The organism is Amycolatopsis sp. NPDC104775, assembly GCF_055583325.1.
This window is the reverse complement of record NZ_JBVJOE010000004.1, coordinates 128172-146393: the sequence shown is the minus strand read 5'-3', so window position 1 is coordinate 146393 and position 18222 is coordinate 128172. Positions and strand designations below refer to the sequence as shown.

Below are 18222 nucleotides of genomic sequence, written 5' to 3'. Positions count from 1 at the left end.
GGACGGCATTCGCTGAAATCACCGGCGGCACCTTCGTTAATCAATGGGGAGCGTCCCCGGATTCGGGTAGATTATCCGATATCTCGGTCTGCCCGGGAACGACGACCCGTGAGTTCGGGTCCGGTACGAGGGGAATCAGATGCACAAGGGTTTTGTCCTGCCGGTCGGCCGTGCGGCCGCGGCGATCGTCGCGGTCGCCGCGCTGGCGTCGTGTTCGTCGCCCGCCGCCAGCAATCCGCCGGAAACCGCCCCGGCCCGCGCCGAGGTTTTCGGCCCGGCCGGGTACCGCGGAATCGCCCCGGGGATGGCTAAAGAAGCGGCCCTGGCCACCGGGAAACTCGCCACCGCCCCGGTATCCCAGCTCGACGGCTGCACGGTCCTGAGCTGGCAGGGCGGCCCCGCCCCCGACCAGGCCCGCCTGGCCGCCGAGGCCGAGGCTCAGCGCAAGGCCGACGACCTCCACGCCAAATCCGACGCGGCGGACCGGGATTCGAAAGAAATCACCGGCCATTCCGCCGCGGATTCCGCGAAAGCCGCCGCCAAAGACGCCGAAGCGGCTCAGCTCGCGGCCGATTCCGCGATGGCCAGTGCCGATCTGGCAGTCAAACGAGAAGAGCGCGACAAAGCATTCGCCGCGGCTGGTGGCGCGTCGTTCGGCAAGAACGGCCTGCACGCGCTGGGCGCCCCGCCCGAGGCCAAAACCGCGGAAGGCATCGGAGCCGGGTCCTCGGTGGCCGACCTGCACAAGGCCTACGACGCGCGCGGCCTGAAACTCGGCCCGGCCGGACGGTTCGAGCTGCCCATTCCGGAAAAGCCGGGCTGGCATTTCGCCTTCACCCTCACTGCCGACAACGCCGCCGTCAGCGGAGTGACGATCGCCGAGAGCGCCCTGAAGTGCCAGTGACGCGAGGCGACGCGGGCTGTTGAGTCCATTGTGTACGCAGGATGGCTTCCTTGCCGCCGTGGGCGAGGAGGCCGTCCCGGAAAGACACATCGCTAGCGGGCGGCAGTGTCCGTCGCGGAGGGCTGGGTGAGACTGTTGCCTTGCGTCGGGCCAGACGACGGACGGTTCAGCCAGCCCGGCTCCAGGCCGGAATCCGCCTCGGGCTGATCCGGTTTTCGGCCTGCGGAGCCAACTCCCGGCCTAAGCGAAGCCGCCTCCGGCTCAGTCGATTTCGGCACGTAGGACCAACGCCCCGCCGAGCTGAAACCGCCTTCGCCGCAGCAGGTTTCGGCGCGGAGCCGACGTCCGCCGGGCCGACGCCGCCTTCGGCTCACCAGGTTCCCGCGGGGAGCCAATGCCCCGCCAGACCGAAACCGCCCTCGCCTCACCAGATTCCAGCGCGGAGCCAACGCACCACCGGACCGAGGCTGCCCGGATCACCCGATTCCGGCCCACGGAGCCAACGCACCACCGGGCTGAACCGCCATCGCCTCACCAGATCCCGCCCCGCCGAACCAACCCCGGCCGATCGCCCGCCCGACGGAAGCCGCCTCAGGCGGTGCCGTTCTCCGAACCCCCGCCGAACTTCGCCCACACCTTGCTCGCCGTGTCCGCGACCGTCTCGCCCACTTCGGTGAAGACCTTCGTCAGCGGGTCGGCCGAAGACGTCCAGGAGTCCTTGTACGACTTCGCCGCCGCCTTGAGGTCGTCCTTCCAGTCCGTCACCGGGGCGTCGTCGTCGCGGCGGGGGTAGTCGCCGGTCAGGATCGCCCGGTATTCCTCGGACGCGGCCCATTTCTGCAGCTGCGTCGCCCGGACCACGGCGAAGGGGTGGGTCTCCGTCTCGACGTACTTCAGTTTCAGCAGGCTGTCCCGGATGTCCTCGCCCGACTCGTATTCCGCTCCCTGCTGGAGGAACGACGGGACGTCGATGCGGGACGGGTCGACGCCGCCGGCGAGGTGGATCTGCGCGCGCAGCGCCGCGGTCGGGTCCTGGCCGCAGAGCAGGCCCGCGCGGTCGCACGACAGTTCGGCCTTCCGGTACCACTCGCTCAGCGCCGCGATGATCGCCCGGATGCCGAGCGCGCTGACCGGCGTCCAGGACATCGCCATCTGGAGGTTGATCAGGCGCACCATGATCGTGCGGTAGACCGCGTGCCCGGACAGCACGTGCCCCATTTCGTGGCCGATGGCGAACCGCAGCGATTCGTGGCTCATCTTCTCCACCAGCCCGGTGCTGACCCGGATGAACGGCTCGTCCATGCCCAGCGCGGACGCTTGCAGCCGCGGGTCCTGGTAGACGAACAGGTTCGGCACGGCGGGAAGATCCAGCGTCTCGGCGCATTCGTGGCGCAACCGGTCGAGTTCCGGGTACTGCCGCGGCCCGACGCGGATCGACGACGCCAGCGCCATCAATCGTTCGCCGCGTTCGTTGTAGAACCCGGAAACGGCCTTGATCACCTGCGCGAATCCGGGCACCGCGCGCAACGTGGCGAGCGCGCCGCGGTCGACCGGGTGCTCGTAGGCCCGCGGGCTGATCCCCGGGAACCGGACAGCGGCACGGTGCGTGGATTCGAGTGCGTCAGTCATTGCTCCCCCATCAAGTCAGCAGCAGCTTACTCAAAGACGATCACGCCGGAACCACGGCTTCCCGGGACGCCAGCACGGACGAGCAGCCGTTCGCGTGGCTGGCCGAAGGATGGTATGGCTGGAGGAAGGTGATCAAGCATGCCGCTGTCTGGAGGTTTCGCATGCGTGTCTTCGTCACCGGTGCTTCCGGCTGGGTCGGCTCGGCCGTCGTGCCGGAACTCCTCGCCGCCGGGCACCACGTCACCGGGCTCGCCCGTTCGGACGCGTCGGCAGCCGCCGTCGAGGCCGCCGGCGCGACGAGCGTCCGCGGCTCTGTCGAGGATCTCGACCTGTTGCGGGACGCCGCCGCCCGCGCCGACGCCGTTATCCACCTCGCGTTTCCGGTCGAGCGTTCCCTGTCCGGCGGGATGGCCGAGGCCGTCGCCCAAGACGTCACCACGATCCGGACGCTCGGCGAGGGGCTCGCCTCCGGCGGCGCGATCGCTGTCGCGTCCGGGACCGCGGGACTGGCCCGGCACGGAGTGCCGGCCACCGAGCACGATCGTCCCTCGCCCGGCGCGCTCCTCGCCGCCCGGCTGCCCTCGGACGACGCCGCGCTCGCGCTCGCCGAGCGGGGTCTCCGACCGACTGTCGTGCGGCTCGCTCCGACCAATCACGGCAAGGGAGACAACGGCTTCGTACCGCACCTCATCGAGACAGCTCGCCGGACCGGTTTCTCCGGCTATCCGGGCGACGGGTCGGCGCGCTGGCCCGCGGTGCACGTCCGCGACACCGCCCGGCTCTTCCGGCTGGCGATCGAGGTCGCTCCTGCCGGACATTTGCACGCCGTCGCCGAGGAAGGCGTCGCGCTCCGCGACATCGCCGCGGCCATCGGGTGCCACCTCGGCCTCCCCGTCCGATCGGTGCCGACGGACCAGATCGACGAGCACTTCGGGTTCCTCGGGATGTTCCTCAAACCGGACAGCCCCGTCTCCAGCGCCCACACCCGAGAGGTCACCGGCTGGGTCCCGGCCGAGGTCGGCCTGCTCGAAGACCTCGACCTGGGGCACTACTTCGCACCGGCCCGGGCCGCTGGCTAGCGCTGCCAGCGCGCTCCCGCGATCCCGGACAGCGCTCGGCGCCAGTGAATTCCCGGCGGCCCGGCCCGCCCGGCGGGATCGCACGGATTGGATACGATTGGTCACGACTGCGGGGAGGCAGCGTGGCGCAAGGACCTGAAGAGCCCATCCCGGGCGTGGACCTCGACCGGCCCAGCGTGGCGCGGGTCTACGACTGGTACCTCGGCGGCACGGCCAACTGGGCGATCGACCGCGAGTTCGGCAAAATGGTCCTGTCGGCCTTCCCGGCCGGGATGTACTGCGCCCGCGCCAACCGCGCCTTCCTGCACCGCGCGGTGCGGCATCTGGTGCGGCTGGGCGTCCGCCAGTTCGTCGACATCGGTTCCGGCGTCCCCACGATGGGCAACGTGCACCAGATCGCCGACGAGGCGGCACCGGATTCCCGCGTCGTCTACATCGACCGCGAGCCCGTCGCGGTCGCGCATGCGCGGATCCTGCTGGAGCGGCACGGGGATTCCGAGCGGCACGCGGTGATCCAAGGCGACCTTCGCGAACCGGACGAGCTGTGGCGAGCCGTCGAGGACACCGGTGTCATCGACCTCGACCGGCCGATGGCGCTGCTGGTCACCGCGGTCCTGCACATCCAGCAGCCCGGTCCGGACGGGCGCGATCTCGGGCCGGAGGCCATGGCGCGCTATCGGGAATTGCTGCCCTCCGGCTCGTATCTCGTGCTGTCACAGCTCACCCACGAGGGATTGCCGGACGACATCGCCCGGCAGCTGCGGGCGGTCATCCAGCTGTACGACACCAATGTCAGCAAGCACGTGCTGCGCTCGAACGCCGAGATCCGCGCGCTGTTCGGCGACTTCGAGTTCCTGGAGCCCGGCGTCACCTGGACCGCTGCCTGGCATCCGGAGGAATGCGGGCCCGACGCACCGGTGATCGACTTCGCGGATCCGAGCGAGGCCGCGATGCTGGCCGGGGTCGCGCGCAAGCCCTGAACTGAACGGAAGCCGTTGCGGTGCACCGAGAATGCGCACGCGGGATCCGCCTGGCAGGACGTGGCCCGATTTTGTCTCGGCGACATCGCGCACTTCACGAGCCGGCGCGCGGGTGCAGTTCGGCCCGCAACAGCATGGCGTTGCGGTAGATCCCGTCGGGCGGGGCGGTCGTGCCGCCGTCGGTGGTCACGTAGAGAACCCGGCCTTCCTCGCCCGGAGCCCACACCGCGCTGGACGGCCCGACGAGGAGTTCGTCGAACGGATCTCCCGCGACGTGCCGGACTTCGCTGCCGTGGCGGGGAACGAGCGGCACCCGGTCCAGCGTGTTGGCGCGATGCCTGGTGACGTAAGCGAATCCGGCCTGGTCGTCGACGGCGAAGTCGTCGGCGTTGTCGATCGCGGCGACGAATTCCGCGGCACCGGCCGGATCGAGCGTCACGGGGTCGACCGGCACCCGCATGAAGACTTTCTGCGCGGTGGACGTGTAGTAGAGGTATCCGGTCCGCGCGCTGTACCGGACGCCGTTGACGCCCGGCTGCCGCGGCGGGGCGATCTCGGCGTCCGGGTCGTCGGCCATGGTGTCGTGGGCCAGCCAGACCCGGGCCCGCGCGCTCCGGGCCTCGGCGTCGAGGTCGACGCGCCAGATCAGCCCGGCGAAGCAGTCGGCGACGGCCAGCACTCCGTCGCCGAGCAGGCAGCTGCCGTTGAGTGCGCGCACGCGTTCGTCGAAGGTGAAGACGACCTCCGGCGTCACCGGCTCGCCGGGCGTCCAGCCGGTGAGGTCGAGCCGCACCAGATGCGATTCGTGGGTGGTGTACCCCTCGGTCAGGCTGAGCAGGAAGACGTCCGGCCGGACCTCGGCGATCCCCGTCACCGGATGGTCGAACCGGTGCACGAGAACGGGGCGTCCCGGCTCCGGCACGACCCACAGCTCCTGCTGCAGGAGGACGGTGACCAGCACCGATCCGTCGGCGCGGACGGCGAGGTTTTCCGGGAAATACTTCTCCGGGAAGGACGCGACCGGGGTCAGCGTGACGCCGGGAACGGGAGTCATGGGCATGCGAGGCACCTCCGGGCGGTAAAAGAGGACGGACATCCGCTTTTCTTTTACGCTAGGCTTCGGCTGCGAGAGCTGTCAAGGAGAGGGGACCGCCGGTGCCGAAGGTGAGCCAGCAGTACAAGGACGGCCAGCGGGAGCAAATCCTGGCGGCCGCCCGCCGCTGCTTTCTGCGCAATGGCTTCCACCGCACGTCGATGCAGGACGTCTTCACCGAGGCAGGCAAGTCCGCGGGCGCGGTGTACCGGTACTTCCCGAAGAAGGAGGACATGATCGTCGCCGTCGCCGCGCAGAACCTCGACGACGTCACCGGCGTGCTGCGCGCCGCCCTTGCCCGCGGCACTGGCGAGAACGTCGTCGGCGAGGTGATGGCGGAGCTACTGGAGGCCGTGACCGGTCTGCACCGCGACCGGCAGCTGGCGAGCATGGCGGTGCTGGTCTGGTCGGAAACCCAGCGAAACCCGGAGCTCGCCGACCGGCTCGCCGCCGCGTCGGCCGAGATGAGCGGCGAACTGGCCGTCCTCGTCCGCAGCCGGCAAGCGGCCGGGGCCTGGACCGGCGCACCGGCCGAGGATCTCGCGCAGGCGATTTTGGCTTTACTGCCCGGGTTTCTCTTCACCCTGGCACTGTCCGGACCGGACAGCGCCGCCGGATTCCCCGACGCGGTCCGCACACTTTTGCGGCACTGAGCCTGCCGGGTTTGCGTCTGCCGACGGGAACGGGTGAGATGCTCTGATGCTCAACCCGTCCGAAGTAACCCCGGTCCCCTGGCGCAACGGAGCGGGCACTACCCGGGAACTCGCCGCCTACACCGATCCCGCGGGCGAAACGCTCTGGCGGATCAGTGTCGCGGATCTTCTCGAAGACGCGCCGTTCTCCGCTTTTCCTGGAATAGAACGGCTTTTCACCGCTCTCGGCCCGCTCCAGCTGACGATCAACGGGACCGCGACGGACCTCCAGCCCGGCGATCAGATCCGGTTCGCCGGGGAGGACACCGTGCGCGTCGCCCTCGACCAGCCGACCCGGGCGCTCAACGTGATGACCCGGCGCGGGCGGTACCGGGCCGAGGTCGTGCTCCGCTCTCCGGGCGAGGACGGCGCGGACACAGCGGTCGCGACGGTCGAACTTTCCGGGCGAATCGCCGATGTTTTCCTCACCGCGCTGGCATGATGCAGCGATGACCAGCACCGCCCGGCGCATGTTCGAGCTCCTGGAGCCGATCTGCCTCGTCACTTTCTTCGCCCCCGAATGCAACGAGGAACTGAGCGCCCTCGGCCACCGCACCTACTGGGACGGCTATTTCGCCAGCCGGGCCGCGCCGCTGGGCCGGGTATCGGCGGAGGTCGTGCACGCGGCGTTCTACAACTTCGCCGACGGCGAGGCCGCGCGGCACATCCCGAGCGCGTGGGAGACGATCCCGGCCGAGGCCTCCCTCGCCGCCCGGGAACGGGGCAGCGCGGCCTCGGTGCGCCGGATCCTCGGCGACGAACTGGCTGGTTCGCCGGGGCTGGCGCGCGCCGCTGACCTGACCGCCAAGGCCGCGGCGAGCGCGCCCACCGAGGGCCGGGTGATGTACGCCGGAATGCGGGCGCTGCCGGTGCCGAGCGATCCGGTCGCGCGGCTGTGGCACTCCGCGACCGTGTTGCGCGAACACCGCGGCGACGGGCACATCGCCGCGCTGGTCAGCGCGCGGATCGGCGGCGCGGAGGCGCACATCCTGTCCGCGCTGGAGATGGGGATCCATCCGCCGGAGTCGTTCGGGCGCGTGCATCATCTGCCGAAGAAACGGCTGGCCGCGATCATGGCCGGCCTGCACGAACGAGGACTGGTCGACGCCGACGGCCGGTTCACCGACGCCGGTCGCGAGCTGAAACAGCACATCGAAACCTTGACCGACGAACTCGCCGCCGCGCCGTACGACGCCCTGCCGGCCGACGAACTCGAAGAGCTGATCGCCGAGCTCGAACCGATCACCGCGCGGTTGGAGGCAGCGGGTTCGCGGTGATGTAACGGGACCGCGCCTCGCCGCGACTCCGGGGCAACCGAGCCACAACGAGGTGTCTCATGTCCCTTGCCAGAGCCTTCGCCACCACCACCGCCACGGCTGAACCGACGAGCGGCAACCTCGGCGACGCGGCGCCAGGGGGCACGAAGAACGTCAGCGACTTCGTCACCGTTCAGTCGCTGACGAACTTCGCCGCCATGACCGGCGCCGTCTCCGCGGCCTGGGGCGGCGCGCAGCGTTTCTGGAATCCCTTGCACGGCCAATGGTTTCCGTTCGCGCTCTGCGCCTTGTTCGGGGTGATCTCGCTGCTGGCTTCGCGGCCGGGCGAGACGGCGCTCGACGCCAGCGGCGCCCCATTGCAGAACCAGCCAGCCGTGCTGGTCCGCTGGCTTCAACCGTCGTTTATCGCACTGATCAACGTTTTCGTGCTCTACGGGGCCGTCGTCGGGGCGACCACGGCGATCAAGTGACCTCAGTCGTGCCGCGCGCGGCCAGGCGGACGGCCTCCATCGCCGCCACTTCCTTGGGCGTTCGGCGTTGCGCGCCCACCCCGAGGAATCCGCCCTCCTGATTCACCTCGGCCACGACGGTGGCGATCTCCACCAGGAATTCGCGGAAGTCCGGCAGTTCCGCCGGTGCGGTGCCGGCGACGATCTCCGCGGCCGAACGAATGGTCTTTTCCGCGTACGGCAGGTATTCGGAGTATTTGACGCCCGGCCGCAGGCCCGTCTCGAAGGCCGACGAAGCGGCGACCTCGCGGATGAACCGCCGCGGATGCGCGACGCTCGCTTCCCGCAAGGTTTTCACCAGCGCGAACATTTCGTCCGAATCGACGCCGCCGACGGAGAGCCCGACCAGGACCCCGGACGCCATCATCGCCCGCTGCAGGGTCGCCCATTCCTCGGCGGTGAAGTCCTCCTCGCCCGCTCCGCCGCGGGCCCGCCCGTCGCGGACCACCTGCATGCCCACGCTGGCCACCAGGTGCGGGATGCTGCGCGCGACCCGCAGCTTCCGCGCCCGCGCCGCTTCCGGCAGCTCGTCCCAGGCGACCAGCTCGGGATGCTCGCCGGGCAGCTGCTCGGTCCGCCACCGGTCGTGTTCGCGCTGGGCCAGCAGCAGGACCTCCTCGTCGGCGAACACCACGGCGAGGGCGGGGTCGAAGGCGGGCACCATCACGCAGCCGACCAGCGCCAGCTGTTCGCCCAGCTGCCGGGCCTGGGCGCGGGTGAGCGCCTTGTGCTCCTCCGGAGCCTGGTCCCAGCGGAGCGGAGCCAGGGCGGGGACGGTCCGCTGGGCGTGGCCGTCGACGTCGTGGATGGCGCGCGCGAGATCCTCGATCAGCTCGCCGCGGGTGTAGCGGCTGAGGTCCTCGATCAGCCGGTCCTGCGCCTCCAGCCGGGCTTTCATCCGGCGGCATTCGTGCAGGACCGCCTCGCCGTTGAGGAAGGTCTGCTCGGACCGGCGGTCGCCGGCCTGGCCGAGCACGCCCTGGCCGACCATGATCACGATCATGAAGACCAGCTGCACCAGCGTGGACAGGAAGGTCATGAACGCGAACGGGTACGGGTCCAGCCGCTGCACGCCCAGCGCGGCCAGGCCCATCCAGACCACCTGCGTCCCGGCGGCCAGGTAGAACGCCCACATGCTGCCGAGCCGCTGGGTCAGCCAGGCCGCGATCCGGCCGTTGACGCTCACCGCCTGGTCGAGCGCCTGCGGCGGCCGCTGCACGCGGTGCTGCTGGATCCACGGATGCGGGCTCGACTCCAGCAGGCTCACGCCGCGGCTGAGCACCCGGTCGTGCCGGTCGAGATGCCGCTGCAGGTCGGCGATCTGCTCGAAGACGGCTTCGGCGTTTTCGTAGGTCTGCACCGAACGCCGGTCGGCCGCGCCGCCCAGCACCCGCTGGCCGACCAGGATCACCAGGCACAGCACCAGCTGCACCACGTTGTCCAGGAACAGCAGGAACGCGAACGGGTACGGGTCGGCCGCGCGCAGCGGGCCCCAGGTCGCCAGCGCCATCCACCCGGCGACGAAAACGAGGACGACGTACAGCGCGGGCATCGACCCGACCGCGCGGGTCAGCGCGGCCGCGAACGCGCCGTTGAACCCGACCTGTTCGTCCGCGGTCGTGGCCGGCCGCCGCGGCAGGCGCGGGAGCCGGGGCCGGAGGCGGCGGTTCACCCGATCTGTCCGGATTCCGCGGCCGCACCGGCATTTCCGCGCGTTTCTTTGTGCTCGCTGGATCCGTGCCGCGTCACCGTCGAACCCCTTCCCGTTGCCACCCGGTCTCCGCGCACCAGTATCCCGGCGCGGTCCGGGAGGGGTCCACGGCGCCCGGTTCGACTGTCCACTGAGGACTGCCGGACCGCGTCCGGGAAAGCGTTTCTTCCCCGCCGGAGCGCCGCGATCCGATTTCCGGTTCGTGCCCGCCCGGCAATGCTTTAGCCTCGTCCCGTGGATCGGGGAGGCTGCTGAATGGCGCTGGAGTTCCGGGTGCTGGGCGAGGTCGGCGCGATCGCGGACGGCGAACCGCTGGCCGCCGGGCACGCGCGGCAGCGGCTGGTGCTCGCCGCGCTGCTGCTCGACGCCGGGCGCGTCGTTCCGGCGGGCCAGCTCGTGACCCGGGTGTGGGGCGAGCATCCGCCGTTCCGCGTCGCGAACGCGCTCCAGACCTACATCGCCCGCCTCCGCCGCGTCCTGCAGCCGCACGGCGGAGGCATCGAACGCCGTTCCGGCGGCTACGTCCTCCCGCTGCCAGAGCCGGACGCGCTCGACCTGCACGAGTTCACCGATCTCGTCGGCCAGGCCCGCGCGACCGCCGACGACGCCGAAGCCGCGCGGCTGTACGAACGCGCCCTCGGCCGCTGGCAGGGCGACGCCTTGCTCGGGCTCGATTCGGAGTGGGCCGACGCTGTCCGCCATTCCCTCGCCCGCCAGCGCGCTGCCGCCGAACTCGACTATGCGGACCGGCAACTGCGCCGAGGACAGCACGGTACCGTCCTCGATCTCCTGGCTCAGCGCGCGGACGAATACCCGCTGGACGAACGCATTGCCGCCGCGCTCATGCGCGCTCTGCATCACAGCGGCCGCAGCGACGAAGCCCTCGCTCGCTATCAGCGCACCCGCACGATGCTTCTCGACGAACTCGGCGCCGACCCGTCACCGCAGCTGCGCGCGGTGCACGCGGACATCCTCGCCGCGCAGGCTCCCGCGCCGCCGCGGGCGTGGGCCGCGCCCGTCCCCCAGCAGCTCCCGCCCCCGCCGCCTCGGTTCACCGGCCGCGACGACGAACTTCGCCACCTCGACACCCTCACCGGACAGCACCCGACGGTTCCCGTCACCGTTCTGCACGGCGGCGGAGGCATGGGCAAAACCGCCCTCGCGCTGCACTGGGCCCACCGGCAAGCGGCGGCGTTTCCCGATGGCCGCCTTTACGTCGACCTGCGCGGTTTCAGCCCGGACGAGGACCCGACCGCGCCGGATGCCGCGCTCCGGGGTTTTCTGCACGCGCTCGGCGTCACCGGCGCCGCCATCCCCGCCGAACCCGATGCGCAGACCGCGCTCTACCGCTCCCTTCTCGCTGGGAAACGCGTCCTCGTCGTCCTCGACAACGCCCGCGACTCCAGCCAGATCACGCCGCTGCTGCCGGGCGATCCGGGGTGCGCCGTCGTGGTCACCAGCCGCGATCGCCTGACCAGCCTGACGACCAAGCACGGAGCCACACCGCTCGCGGTCCGGCCGTTGCCCGCGCCGCACGCCCGGAGCGTCCTGATCGCCCGGCTCGGCCCGGACTGCCTCGACGCCGACCCCGATGCCGCCGAACAGCTCGTCACGCGCTGCGCCGGTTCGCCCCTGGCGTTGGGAATTCTCGCCGCCCGCGCCGCCGAACACCCCGGCTTCCCGTTGTCCGCGCTGGCGGCCGAACTGACCGACGTGCGCGCGCTCGACGACGGCGACGCCAGTGTCGCCGCGGTCCTGTCGTGGTCCCTGCGCGCACTCCCGCCGCAGCACGCCGAGGTGTTCGAACTGCTCGGTCTCGCACCCGGACCGGACATCAGCGTCCGCGCGGCCGCCAATCTCACCGGGTCCGCTCCGGACGCCACCGCGGCGATTCTCCGTGCGCTGGAACGGGTTTCGCTCGTGGAACAGGACGCGCCCGGCCGCTACCGGATGCACGACCTGGTCCGTCTTTTCGCGAAGACCCACACCCATCTCCCCGCCGAGGTGCGGGACGCGGCCTTGCTTCGCGTGACCAGCTACTACACCGGCACCGCGCTGGCCGGGAACCGGGTCCTTCATCCGCACGGCGTCCTCCCGCACGGCATCGACACCGGACACGACCATCCCTATCCGCACGAACTCCCGGACGCCGACGAAGCCCTCAGCTGGTTCGACGCCGAGCACGACTGTCTCCTCGACACCCAGCGAACCGCCGCCGCGCAAAGCTGGCACCGCACCGTATGGCACCTCGCCTGGTCCCTGACGGCCTATCACTACCGACGCGGATTCCTCCCCGAGGACCTGGCAGTCTGGACCGCCGCGGTCGAAGCGGCCGACATCCTCGGCGAACCGGAAACCCGCGTCCTCGCCCATCGGCGCTACGGTCTCGTCAGCGCACGCAACGCCCGGCACGAAGAAGCGCTCGAACACCTCGCCAAGGCCCTGGAACTGGCCGGCCGCGGCGACGCGCGCGTCCGGGCGATCATCGAACACGATCTGGCGCAGACCTGGGGACTGCGCGGCGACCACCGCGCCGCGCTCCGGCACGCCGAGCGGTCGCTGGACCTGTTCCTGCCGCTCGGCAATCCGGTCTGGGAAGCGCAGGCGCGCAACGGCGTCGGCTGGCATCTGACCTTGCTCGGGCGGCACGACGAGGCCCGCCCCCACTGCGAACGGGCACTGGAGCTGTACCGGAAGGAGAACCATCCGGCGGTCGCCGATGTGCTCGACAGCCTCGGGCACATCGCCCACCACACCGGCCGCCACGCCGAAGCCGTCGAGCACTACCGGGAGGCGCTCGCGCGGTACCGGGAATCGGGCACTACGTATCTGGAAGCCGACACCCTCGTCCACCTCGGCCACACGCACCGCGAGAGGGGCGATTCCGCCAAGGCCCGCACGGTGTGGCAGCTCGCGCTCGACCTGTTCCGCGCACAGGGCCGGTTCGCCGAGGCGAAGTCGGCGGAAACCGCGCTGGCCGGGCTGGACGCCGGGAAATCCCGGTCGGCGCCGGGGTGAACCGTTTCCTTGATCCGGAGCGCTTTTCCGCGCGGCTCCACGGCCGCCGGGGCCCGGGGTGTGCCTGGCCGCGGAGGTCCGGCAAGCTGGACCTGTGTCCATGGATTCAGCGATCGGCCATTCCGCCAAGCGGCAGTTCGAATGGTTCGTCAACGAGCACCGCGAAGCGCTTCAGCACTGCCTGGACGGGCTCACCGAGGAACAGGCCCGACGGTCGCTCGTGCCGTCGAAGACCACGTTGCTCGGGCTGGTCAAACACGTGACCTTCGTGGAGAAGGTCTGGTTCGACGAGGCCGTCACCGGACGGCCGCGCGCCGAGATCGGGATCCCGGAGACGCCGGACGAATCGTTCGTCCTTTCCGACGACGACACCATCGAGTCCGTTCAGCGGGCGCATCGCGAAGCGTGCGAGGCGGCTCGCGCGGCCACCGCGTCGCTCGAGCTGACTGACATCCTGCCCGGCAACCGGCGCGGGCCGTTGCCGCTGCGGTTCGTTTACCTGCACGTGCTGCGCGAGATGGCGCAGCACTGCGGGCACGCGGACATCCTCCGCGAGCAGATCCTCGCGGAGGACGGACCGGCTACTTCTTGACCGGGTACGCCTTGGGCGAGCCGTCCTTGTCGACGCCGGCCGCGGCGTACTTGCTGACCCAGTCCGGCACGAAGCCCACCTCGGTGGACAGGTCCTTGCCGGTCTTGGCGTCGAGGACGATCGGCTGCTTTCCGTTGGTGTAGCCGTACAGCGCGCCGTGCCAGGCGACGGTCAGACCGCCTGGCGGGACGCGGTTCGCGGCCTGGTCCGGCAGGCTCCACAGCTTGGTCCCGGTCTTGGCGTCGTAGGCGGTCAGCACGCCGGAGTCGGTGCAGGCGAGCACCGACTGCTCGTCGTACAGGCAATCGCCGTAGGAGTCGGGGCCCAGGTTCCGGGTGCCCTCCGCGGAGAACTTCTCCGCGCCCGTTGCCGCGTCGAGGAATTTCAGGAACGCGTGGCCGGTGCTGTACTCGTTCGCTTTCAGGACCACCATCGCCGGGTCGCCCTGCAGGATCTCGACCGTGCTCGACTTCGCGGCGCCGACCCACTTCTGCTGGCCGGTGGCGACGTCGAGCGCGGTCGCCTGAACCATCGACGAATTCTCGGCCACGTTGGAGTCGACGCCGACCACGACGTCGCCGTTCAGGCTGCCCGCGACGTAGTCCTTGCGTTCCCAGAGCTGTTTCCCGGTCGCCGGGTCCAATGCGACGGTGAGGTTGCCCTCCGACTGCGAGAAGGTGGCGATGACCGCTTTGTCGGTGGCAGCGACGACCTGCGTGACGGAACGGCTCCCGCTGATGCCGTACTGGTCGTCGGCGATCTTGGTGTTCGCCTGCCAGGCCTTGGCCCCGGTTTCCGGGTTCACCGCGATGACCGCGAGCGCGAGGTAGCCGGGTGTCGTGCCCTGCTCGGGCATCCGCAGCGGGACGGCTCCGACGGCGAGTTTGTCGGTGACGAGCGGCGGACGCGGGCCGCTCTGCTCGACGAACGGCCCGTTGTGCGCGTTCGGGTCGGCGGCCGGGCCCTCGATCCGGGTGTTCCACTTCTCCTTGCCGGTGAGCACGTCGACCGCGCTCAGCGACTCGGGGGCGATGATGTAGCCGGTGCGGTCGCGCAGCGTCATGAACTTCGACGTCACGGAGCCGCCCAGATTGGCCTGCAGCGCGGTGCGGGGCAGCGAGACGCCCTTGCTGGTGTCGAACGCCAGCGGCGGGTCCGCGGTCACCGCCTCCGGCTCGGCGGACGAGGCAGGCGCCTGCTCCCCCGGCTTTTCGGCGGGCAGCCCGGTCGGGACGGACCCGCCGCCGCACGCCGCCGCGGCGGCCAGCACCCCCAGACAAACCGCAGTGATCAACGTTCGCCGCATCGGTGTCCCCATTCTCCCGAATCGCCGCTCCATTCGGAGTCGTCCGGAACTTAGCCGACAGAACGGCCGCATGTGCACGAGATCGCGCAAATACGACGAAAAAGGGTGCCCGCACCTTGTCGCGGCGCTGACCCGGACGAGTGACCCATCCGCCGCCGGTCCGGCGACGAATGCCTGGCATGACCTCCCGCCTGCGGTTCGTTCCGGCAGCACTGTGCGGCGTGCTCGCCTTGGTCGCGATGCTGGCTGCCGGTGAAGGACTTCGCGGAGCGGACCTTCGGCACTTACGACAAGGCCGTCTTGCTCGGCGGCAGGGCGGTGGTGCTGCTGCTCGTGTCCGCGACGGCTGGGTTGCTGTCCCGGCGAACGCAGTGGCCGGGTCTCGCGGCCACTGTCGCGTTTGGACTGATCGGCGGAGTCGCGATGGCAGCGCGACCGGATGGCATTCCGCGACTTTTCTCGCTTCCTGACCAATCCGGCTCCGCACCGGCGCCGAATCCCTGCCGAACAATCCACTGTGAACGGAGAATTCCCGTGAAGACCCTTCGCCTCGCCGGTATCGGCGCCGCTGCCGCCCTCGCCCTGACCGCGTGCGGCAGCAGCACCGACAACAACGCCTCCAGCGGCAGCAGCCCGTCGGCGACGCCGTCCTCGGCTCCGATGTCCGCGCCGATGTCCAGCAGCGACTCCGGCGTCACCACCAACGACCAGGTCTTCGGGCCCGCCTGTTCCCAGCTCCCGCAGGGCAGCGCGCCGGGTTCGCTCGACTCGATGGGCCCGCAGCCGGTCGCGTCGGCCGCCTCGACGAACCCGCTGCTCACGAAGCTGGTCGCGGCGGTCAAGGCCACCAACCTGGTCGACACGCTCAACAGCCAGCAGGCCATCACCGTCTTCGCCCCGGCCGACCCGGCGTTCAACGCGCTCGGCGACGCGAAGTTCAAGGAACTGGCGGCCAACCCGAACCAGCTCGCGCCGATCCTGCAGTACCACGTCCTCGGCAAGCGCTACGACGCCAAGGGCCTCGCCCAAGCCGGCACCGTCACCTCGCTGAACACGGCGGCCGGACCGCTGAAAATCGAGGGTTCCGGCGAGAACATGACCGTGAACGGCGCGAAGATCCTGTGCGGGAACATCCCGACCAAGAACGCGACCGTCTTCGTCATCGACAAGGTGCTCACCCCGGGGACGAACAAGAACTGAGCCATCCGGTCCCGGCGCGCCTCCCCCGCGCCGGGGCCGGTTTCCCGCTCAGCCGAGCGAAAAGCCGCGGGCACAACAGTCAAGATCGGTGAGGACCACGGCATCGCGCCGGACAGCAGCGCGGCGACGTTCCGACGCCCGGGCTCTCGCCGACGACGGCGCGTTCTCAACCCGGCGGCAGACCGTTTCCTCAGCGTCGCGCGTGCCGCATGATGACCCGGTGGACTTCGAACCGCACCGCGGCGAACTGACCGCCTACTGCTACCGGATGGCCGGCTCGTTCCACGAGGCCGAGGATCTGGTGCAGGAAACGCTGCTGCGCGCGTGGAAATCCCGCGACCGGTACGACCCGGCCCGCGCCTCCCTCCGCACCTGGCTGTACCGGATCGCGACGAACGTCTGCCTGACCGCGCTGGAAGGCCGGGCCCGGCGTCCGCTGCCGTCCGGCCTCGGCGCTCCGAGCGAAGACCCGGGCGCACCGCTGCGACCGTCGACGGACATTCCCTGGCTGCAGCCGTTTCCCGACGCACGCTGCGACGCCGACACCCGCGCCGGGCTGCGGCTGGCGTGGATCGCGGCGACACAGGTGCTTCCAGCGCGCCAGCGAGCGGTCGTCGTGCTCCGGTCGGTGCTCGAATTCAGCGCGGCCGAGGTCGCCACCCAGCTGGAGACGACCGTTCCGGCGGTCAACAGCGCACTGCAACGAGCCCGCGCCGCACTCGCCGACGCGGGCGAGATGGACGACATCGCCGAACCGGGCGACGCGGAAACCCAGGCCGTGATCGACCAGTACGCGCGAGCCTTCGAGGCCGCCGACGTCGAAGCGCTCGTCCGGCTGCTCACCGACGACGCGATCCTGGAAATGCCGCCGGTCCCGCTCTGGTTCCGCGGCAGCGGGGACTACGGCCGGTTCATGCACCGGGTGTTCGAGATGCGCGGGACCGGCTGGACCGTCCGCGGCCTGACCGCCAACGGGCAACCCGCGCTCGCCGCCTACACGCCCGACCGCCAGCTGCACACCCTGCAGGTCTTCACCGTGGCCGGCGGGCGGGTTTCGCACAACGTCGTGTTCGCCGACCAGCGCGTTTTCGAGGCGTTCGACCTGCCGCTGAAAATTTTTAGCCGCGACCGATGAGTTCGGCCGGGGCCGCCGGTAAGTACTGGCGACCACCGACTGAAAGGGATCTGCCCATGAGCGTCATCGTCATCGCCTTCACCACCCTCGACGGCGTCGCGTCCGATCCGGACGGCTCTTCCGGCACCCCCGGCGGCGGCTGGGCGTTCCGGCACGGCCCGGAGTCCGTCCAGGGCGACAAATTCCGCCTCGGCAGCACGCTGGACGACGGCGTCCTGCTGCTCGGCCGCACGACCTGGCAGCTGTTCTCGGGTCTGTGGCCGCACCGCGACGACCCGTTCTCGCAGCGGATGAACGCCGTGCCGAAGCTGGTCGCCACCAGCACTCTGACCGACACCAGCGCGTGGCGGAATTCCTCCGTCCTCGACGGCGATCTGGCCGACGCGGTGAAACGGGAAGAACGCGACGTCGTCATCACCGGCAGCTTGCGCGTCGTGCACACGCTGATGGCCGCGGACCTCGTCGACGAGTACCGGCTGCTGATCTTCCCCACCATCCTGGGCAGCGGCACCCGGCTATTCCCGGACGGACACGGGCCCGCTCACCTGGAATGCGCATCGGTCGAACGTGTAGGCGCGGCAACGCTTTCGCGGTATGTGCGCGAGAATTCGGTGGAAGGTTCCGAGCGGTAAGCACTACCGTCACGGGCCATGTTGCTGCTCGTTTCGGGCGCGTCCTGCGTCGGCAAAACCACCGCCCGCCTGCACGCGCGGCCTCTGCTCGACGCCACGTACGAGACCGCCGAACTGAGCACGCTCGGCCCGGTCCCGGCGGCGCAGACGGTGGCGTGGCGGCAGGAGCGGGTGGAAGTCGCGGTGCGGCGGGCGATCGCGCTCGAAGCCGAGGGCAGGCATCTGCTGCTGGCCGGCGATCCGGTGCCGGTCGGCGAAGCACTGGCCGCGCCGAGTGCCGATCGGATCGACATCGCCGCCTGCCTGCTCGACGTCGACGACGAGGCCCATCTGGCCCGGGGGGGGCGGCGGGGGGGGGGGGGGGGGGGGGAAAAAACAGCCGCGGGGTGGTTTCTCGCGCCCAACCCCGACCCCGGGCGCACTCCCGAAGCAAGCACAAACGAACCCCCGCTGAAAACACGCCTG

General features: G+C 70.5%; 17 protein-coding genes. 13 read left to right on the top strand and 4 right to left on the bottom strand.

Features of this window, described 5'->3' with window-relative positions:
• Positions 1–139 precede the first annotated feature (139 nt).
• The gene (locus ACZ63D_RS19275) at positions 140–904 is read left to right on the top strand and encodes a hypothetical protein (protein WP_465355679.1); all 765 of its coding nucleotides are present in this window, start codon (positions 140–142) and stop codon (positions 902–904) included.
• A gap of 591 nt (positions 905–1495) precedes the next feature.
• On the opposite strand, the gene ACZ63D_RS19270 is transcribed toward ACZ63D_RS19275, so the two are convergent.
• Positions 1496–2533 carry a M48 family metallopeptidase gene (locus ACZ63D_RS19270; protein WP_465355678.1) on the bottom strand — a complete coding sequence of 346 codons (1038 nt, stop codon included), beginning with the start codon at positions 2531–2533 and terminating at the stop codon, positions 1496–1498.
• Positions 2534–2694: 161 nt separating this feature from the next.
• On the opposite strand from ACZ63D_RS19270, the gene ACZ63D_RS19265 reads away from it, so the two are divergent.
• Positions 2695–3612, top strand: a complete 918-nt coding sequence (locus ACZ63D_RS19265) for an NAD-dependent epimerase/dehydratase family protein (RefSeq protein ID WP_465355677.1) — start codon at positions 2695–2697, stop codon at positions 3610–3612.
• A 122-nt stretch (positions 3613–3734) separates the two neighbouring features.
• Complete coding sequence (locus ACZ63D_RS19260; protein ID WP_465355676.1) at positions 3735–4592, top strand: SAM-dependent methyltransferase; 858 nt, start codon at positions 3735–3737, stop codon at positions 4590–4592.
• A 94-nt stretch (positions 4593–4686) separates the two neighbouring features.
• Here the strand turns inward: ACZ63D_RS19260 and ACZ63D_RS19255 are convergent, their stop codons facing one another.
• A complete protein-coding gene (locus ACZ63D_RS19255) occupies positions 4687–5652 on the bottom strand; it encodes an SMP-30/gluconolactonase/LRE family protein (RefSeq protein WP_465355675.1) in 966 nt (321 codons plus the stop codon).
• Between the two features lie 95 nt (positions 5653–5747).
• Here ACZ63D_RS19255 and ACZ63D_RS19250 point away from each other — a divergent pair, with 95 nt between their 5' ends.
• From ACZ63D_RS19250 to ACZ63D_RS19235, 4 genes are read left to right on the top strand one after another with little or no spacing between them, the layout of a single operon-like run.
• Positions 5748–6338 carry a TetR/AcrR family transcriptional regulator gene (locus tag ACZ63D_RS19250; RefSeq protein ID WP_465355674.1) on the top strand — a complete coding sequence of 197 codons (591 nt, stop codon included), beginning with the start codon at positions 5748–5750 and terminating at the stop codon, positions 6336–6338.
• A gap of 46 nt (positions 6339–6384) precedes the next feature.
• The gene (locus tag ACZ63D_RS19245) at positions 6385–6819 is read left to right on the top strand and encodes a HutD/Ves family protein (protein WP_465355673.1); all 435 of its coding nucleotides are present in this window, start codon (positions 6385–6387) and stop codon (positions 6817–6819) included.
• 7 nt (positions 6820–6826) lie between these two features.
• Positions 6827–7654 (top strand): SCO6745 family protein, encoded by an 828-nt coding sequence (locus ACZ63D_RS19240; protein WP_465355672.1) that lies wholly within the window; start codon positions 6827–6829, stop codon positions 7652–7654.
• Positions 7655–7713: 59 nt separating this feature from the next.
• Positions 7714–8124: a hypothetical protein gene (locus ACZ63D_RS19235; protein ID WP_465355671.1), complete on the top strand. Its 411-nt coding sequence runs from the start codon at positions 7714–7716 to the stop codon at positions 8122–8124.
• On the opposite strand, the gene ACZ63D_RS19230 is transcribed toward ACZ63D_RS19235, so the two are convergent.
• Positions 8117–9835 (bottom strand): DUF1003 domain-containing protein, encoded by a 1719-nt coding sequence (locus ACZ63D_RS19230; RefSeq protein ID WP_465355670.1) that lies wholly within the window; start codon positions 9833–9835, stop codon positions 8117–8119. The genes ACZ63D_RS19235 and ACZ63D_RS19230 overlap by 8 nt on opposite strands.
• A gap of 294 nt (positions 9836–10129) precedes the next feature.
• Here ACZ63D_RS19230 and ACZ63D_RS19225 point away from each other — a divergent pair, with 294 nt between their 5' ends.
• Both ACZ63D_RS19225 and ACZ63D_RS19220 read left to right on the top strand, forming a co-directional pair.
• Positions 10130–12892: an AfsR/SARP family transcriptional regulator gene (locus ACZ63D_RS19225; protein WP_465355669.1), complete on the top strand. Its 2763-nt coding sequence runs from the start codon at positions 10130–10132 to the stop codon at positions 12890–12892.
• A gap of 100 nt (positions 12893–12992) precedes the next feature.
• Positions 12993–13484: a DinB family protein gene (locus ACZ63D_RS19220; protein WP_465355668.1), complete on the top strand. Its 492-nt coding sequence runs from the start codon at positions 12993–12995 to the stop codon at positions 13482–13484.
• Here the strand turns inward: ACZ63D_RS19220 and ACZ63D_RS19215 are convergent.
• Positions 13474–14790 carry an outer membrane protein assembly factor BamB family protein gene (locus tag ACZ63D_RS19215; RefSeq protein ID WP_465355667.1) on the bottom strand — a complete coding sequence of 439 codons (1317 nt, stop codon included), beginning with the start codon at positions 14788–14790 and terminating at the stop codon, positions 13474–13476. The genes ACZ63D_RS19220 and ACZ63D_RS19215 overlap by 11 nt on opposite strands.
• A gap of 534 nt (positions 14791–15324) precedes the next feature.
• Between ACZ63D_RS19215 and ACZ63D_RS19210 the strand changes: the two genes are divergently transcribed.
• From ACZ63D_RS19210 to ACZ63D_RS19195, 4 genes are all read left to right on the top strand, one after another.
• Complete coding sequence (locus ACZ63D_RS19210) at positions 15325–15990, top strand: fasciclin domain-containing protein (protein WP_465355666.1); 666 nt, start codon at positions 15325–15327, stop codon at positions 15988–15990.
• Between the two features lie 202 nt (positions 15991–16192).
• Entirely contained in the window at positions 16193–17125 is a 933-nt protein-coding gene (locus tag ACZ63D_RS19205) for an RNA polymerase subunit sigma-70 (protein ID WP_465356292.1), read from the top strand.
• A 56-nt stretch (positions 17126–17181) separates the two neighbouring features.
• Positions 17182–17757 carry a dihydrofolate reductase family protein gene (locus tag ACZ63D_RS19200; protein WP_465355665.1) on the top strand — a complete coding sequence of 192 codons (576 nt, stop codon included), beginning with the start codon at positions 17182–17184 and terminating at the stop codon, positions 17755–17757.
• Positions 17758–17775: 18 nt separating this feature from the next.
• Positions 17776–18222, top strand: a 447-nt coding sequence (locus tag ACZ63D_RS19195; RefSeq protein WP_465355664.1) for a hypothetical protein, incomplete at its 3' end; no start/stop codon positions are given.

Coding starts and splice junctions, on each gene's coding strand:
- ACZ63D_RS19275 (WP_465355679.1), top strand. CDS start 140: ATGCACAAGGGTTTTGTCCTGCCGGTCGGCCGTGCGGCCGCGGCGATC.
- ACZ63D_RS19255 (WP_465355675.1), bottom strand. CDS start 5,652: ATGCCCATGACTCCCGTTCCCGGCGTCACGCTGACCCCGGTCGCGTCC.
- ACZ63D_RS19225 (WP_465355669.1), top strand. CDS start 10,130: ATGGCGCTGGAGTTCCGGGTGCTGGGCGAGGTCGGCGCGATCGCGGAC.
- ACZ63D_RS19265 (WP_465355677.1), top strand. CDS start 2,695: ATGCGTGTCTTCGTCACCGGTGCTTCCGGCTGGGTCGGCTCGGCCGTC.
- ACZ63D_RS19240 (WP_465355672.1), top strand. CDS start 6,827: ATGACCAGCACCGCCCGGCGCATGTTCGAGCTCCTGGAGCCGATCTGC.
- ACZ63D_RS19235 (WP_465355671.1), top strand. CDS start 7,714: ATGTCCCTTGCCAGAGCCTTCGCCACCACCACCGCCACGGCTGAACCG.
- ACZ63D_RS19245 (WP_465355673.1), top strand. CDS start 6,385: ATGCTCAACCCGTCCGAAGTAACCCCGGTCCCCTGGCGCAACGGAGCG.
- ACZ63D_RS19270 (WP_465355678.1), bottom strand. CDS start 2,533: ATGACTGACGCACTCGAATCCACGCACCGTGCCGCTGTCCGGTTCCCG.
- ACZ63D_RS19215 (WP_465355667.1), bottom strand. CDS start 14,790: ATGCGGCGAACGTTGATCACTGCGGTTTGTCTGGGGGTGCTGGCCGCC.
- ACZ63D_RS19200 (WP_465355665.1), top strand. CDS start 17,182: ATGAGCGTCATCGTCATCGCCTTCACCACCCTCGACGGCGTCGCGTCC.
- ACZ63D_RS19220 (WP_465355668.1), top strand. CDS start 12,993: ATGGATTCAGCGATCGGCCATTCCGCCAAGCGGCAGTTCGAATGGTTC.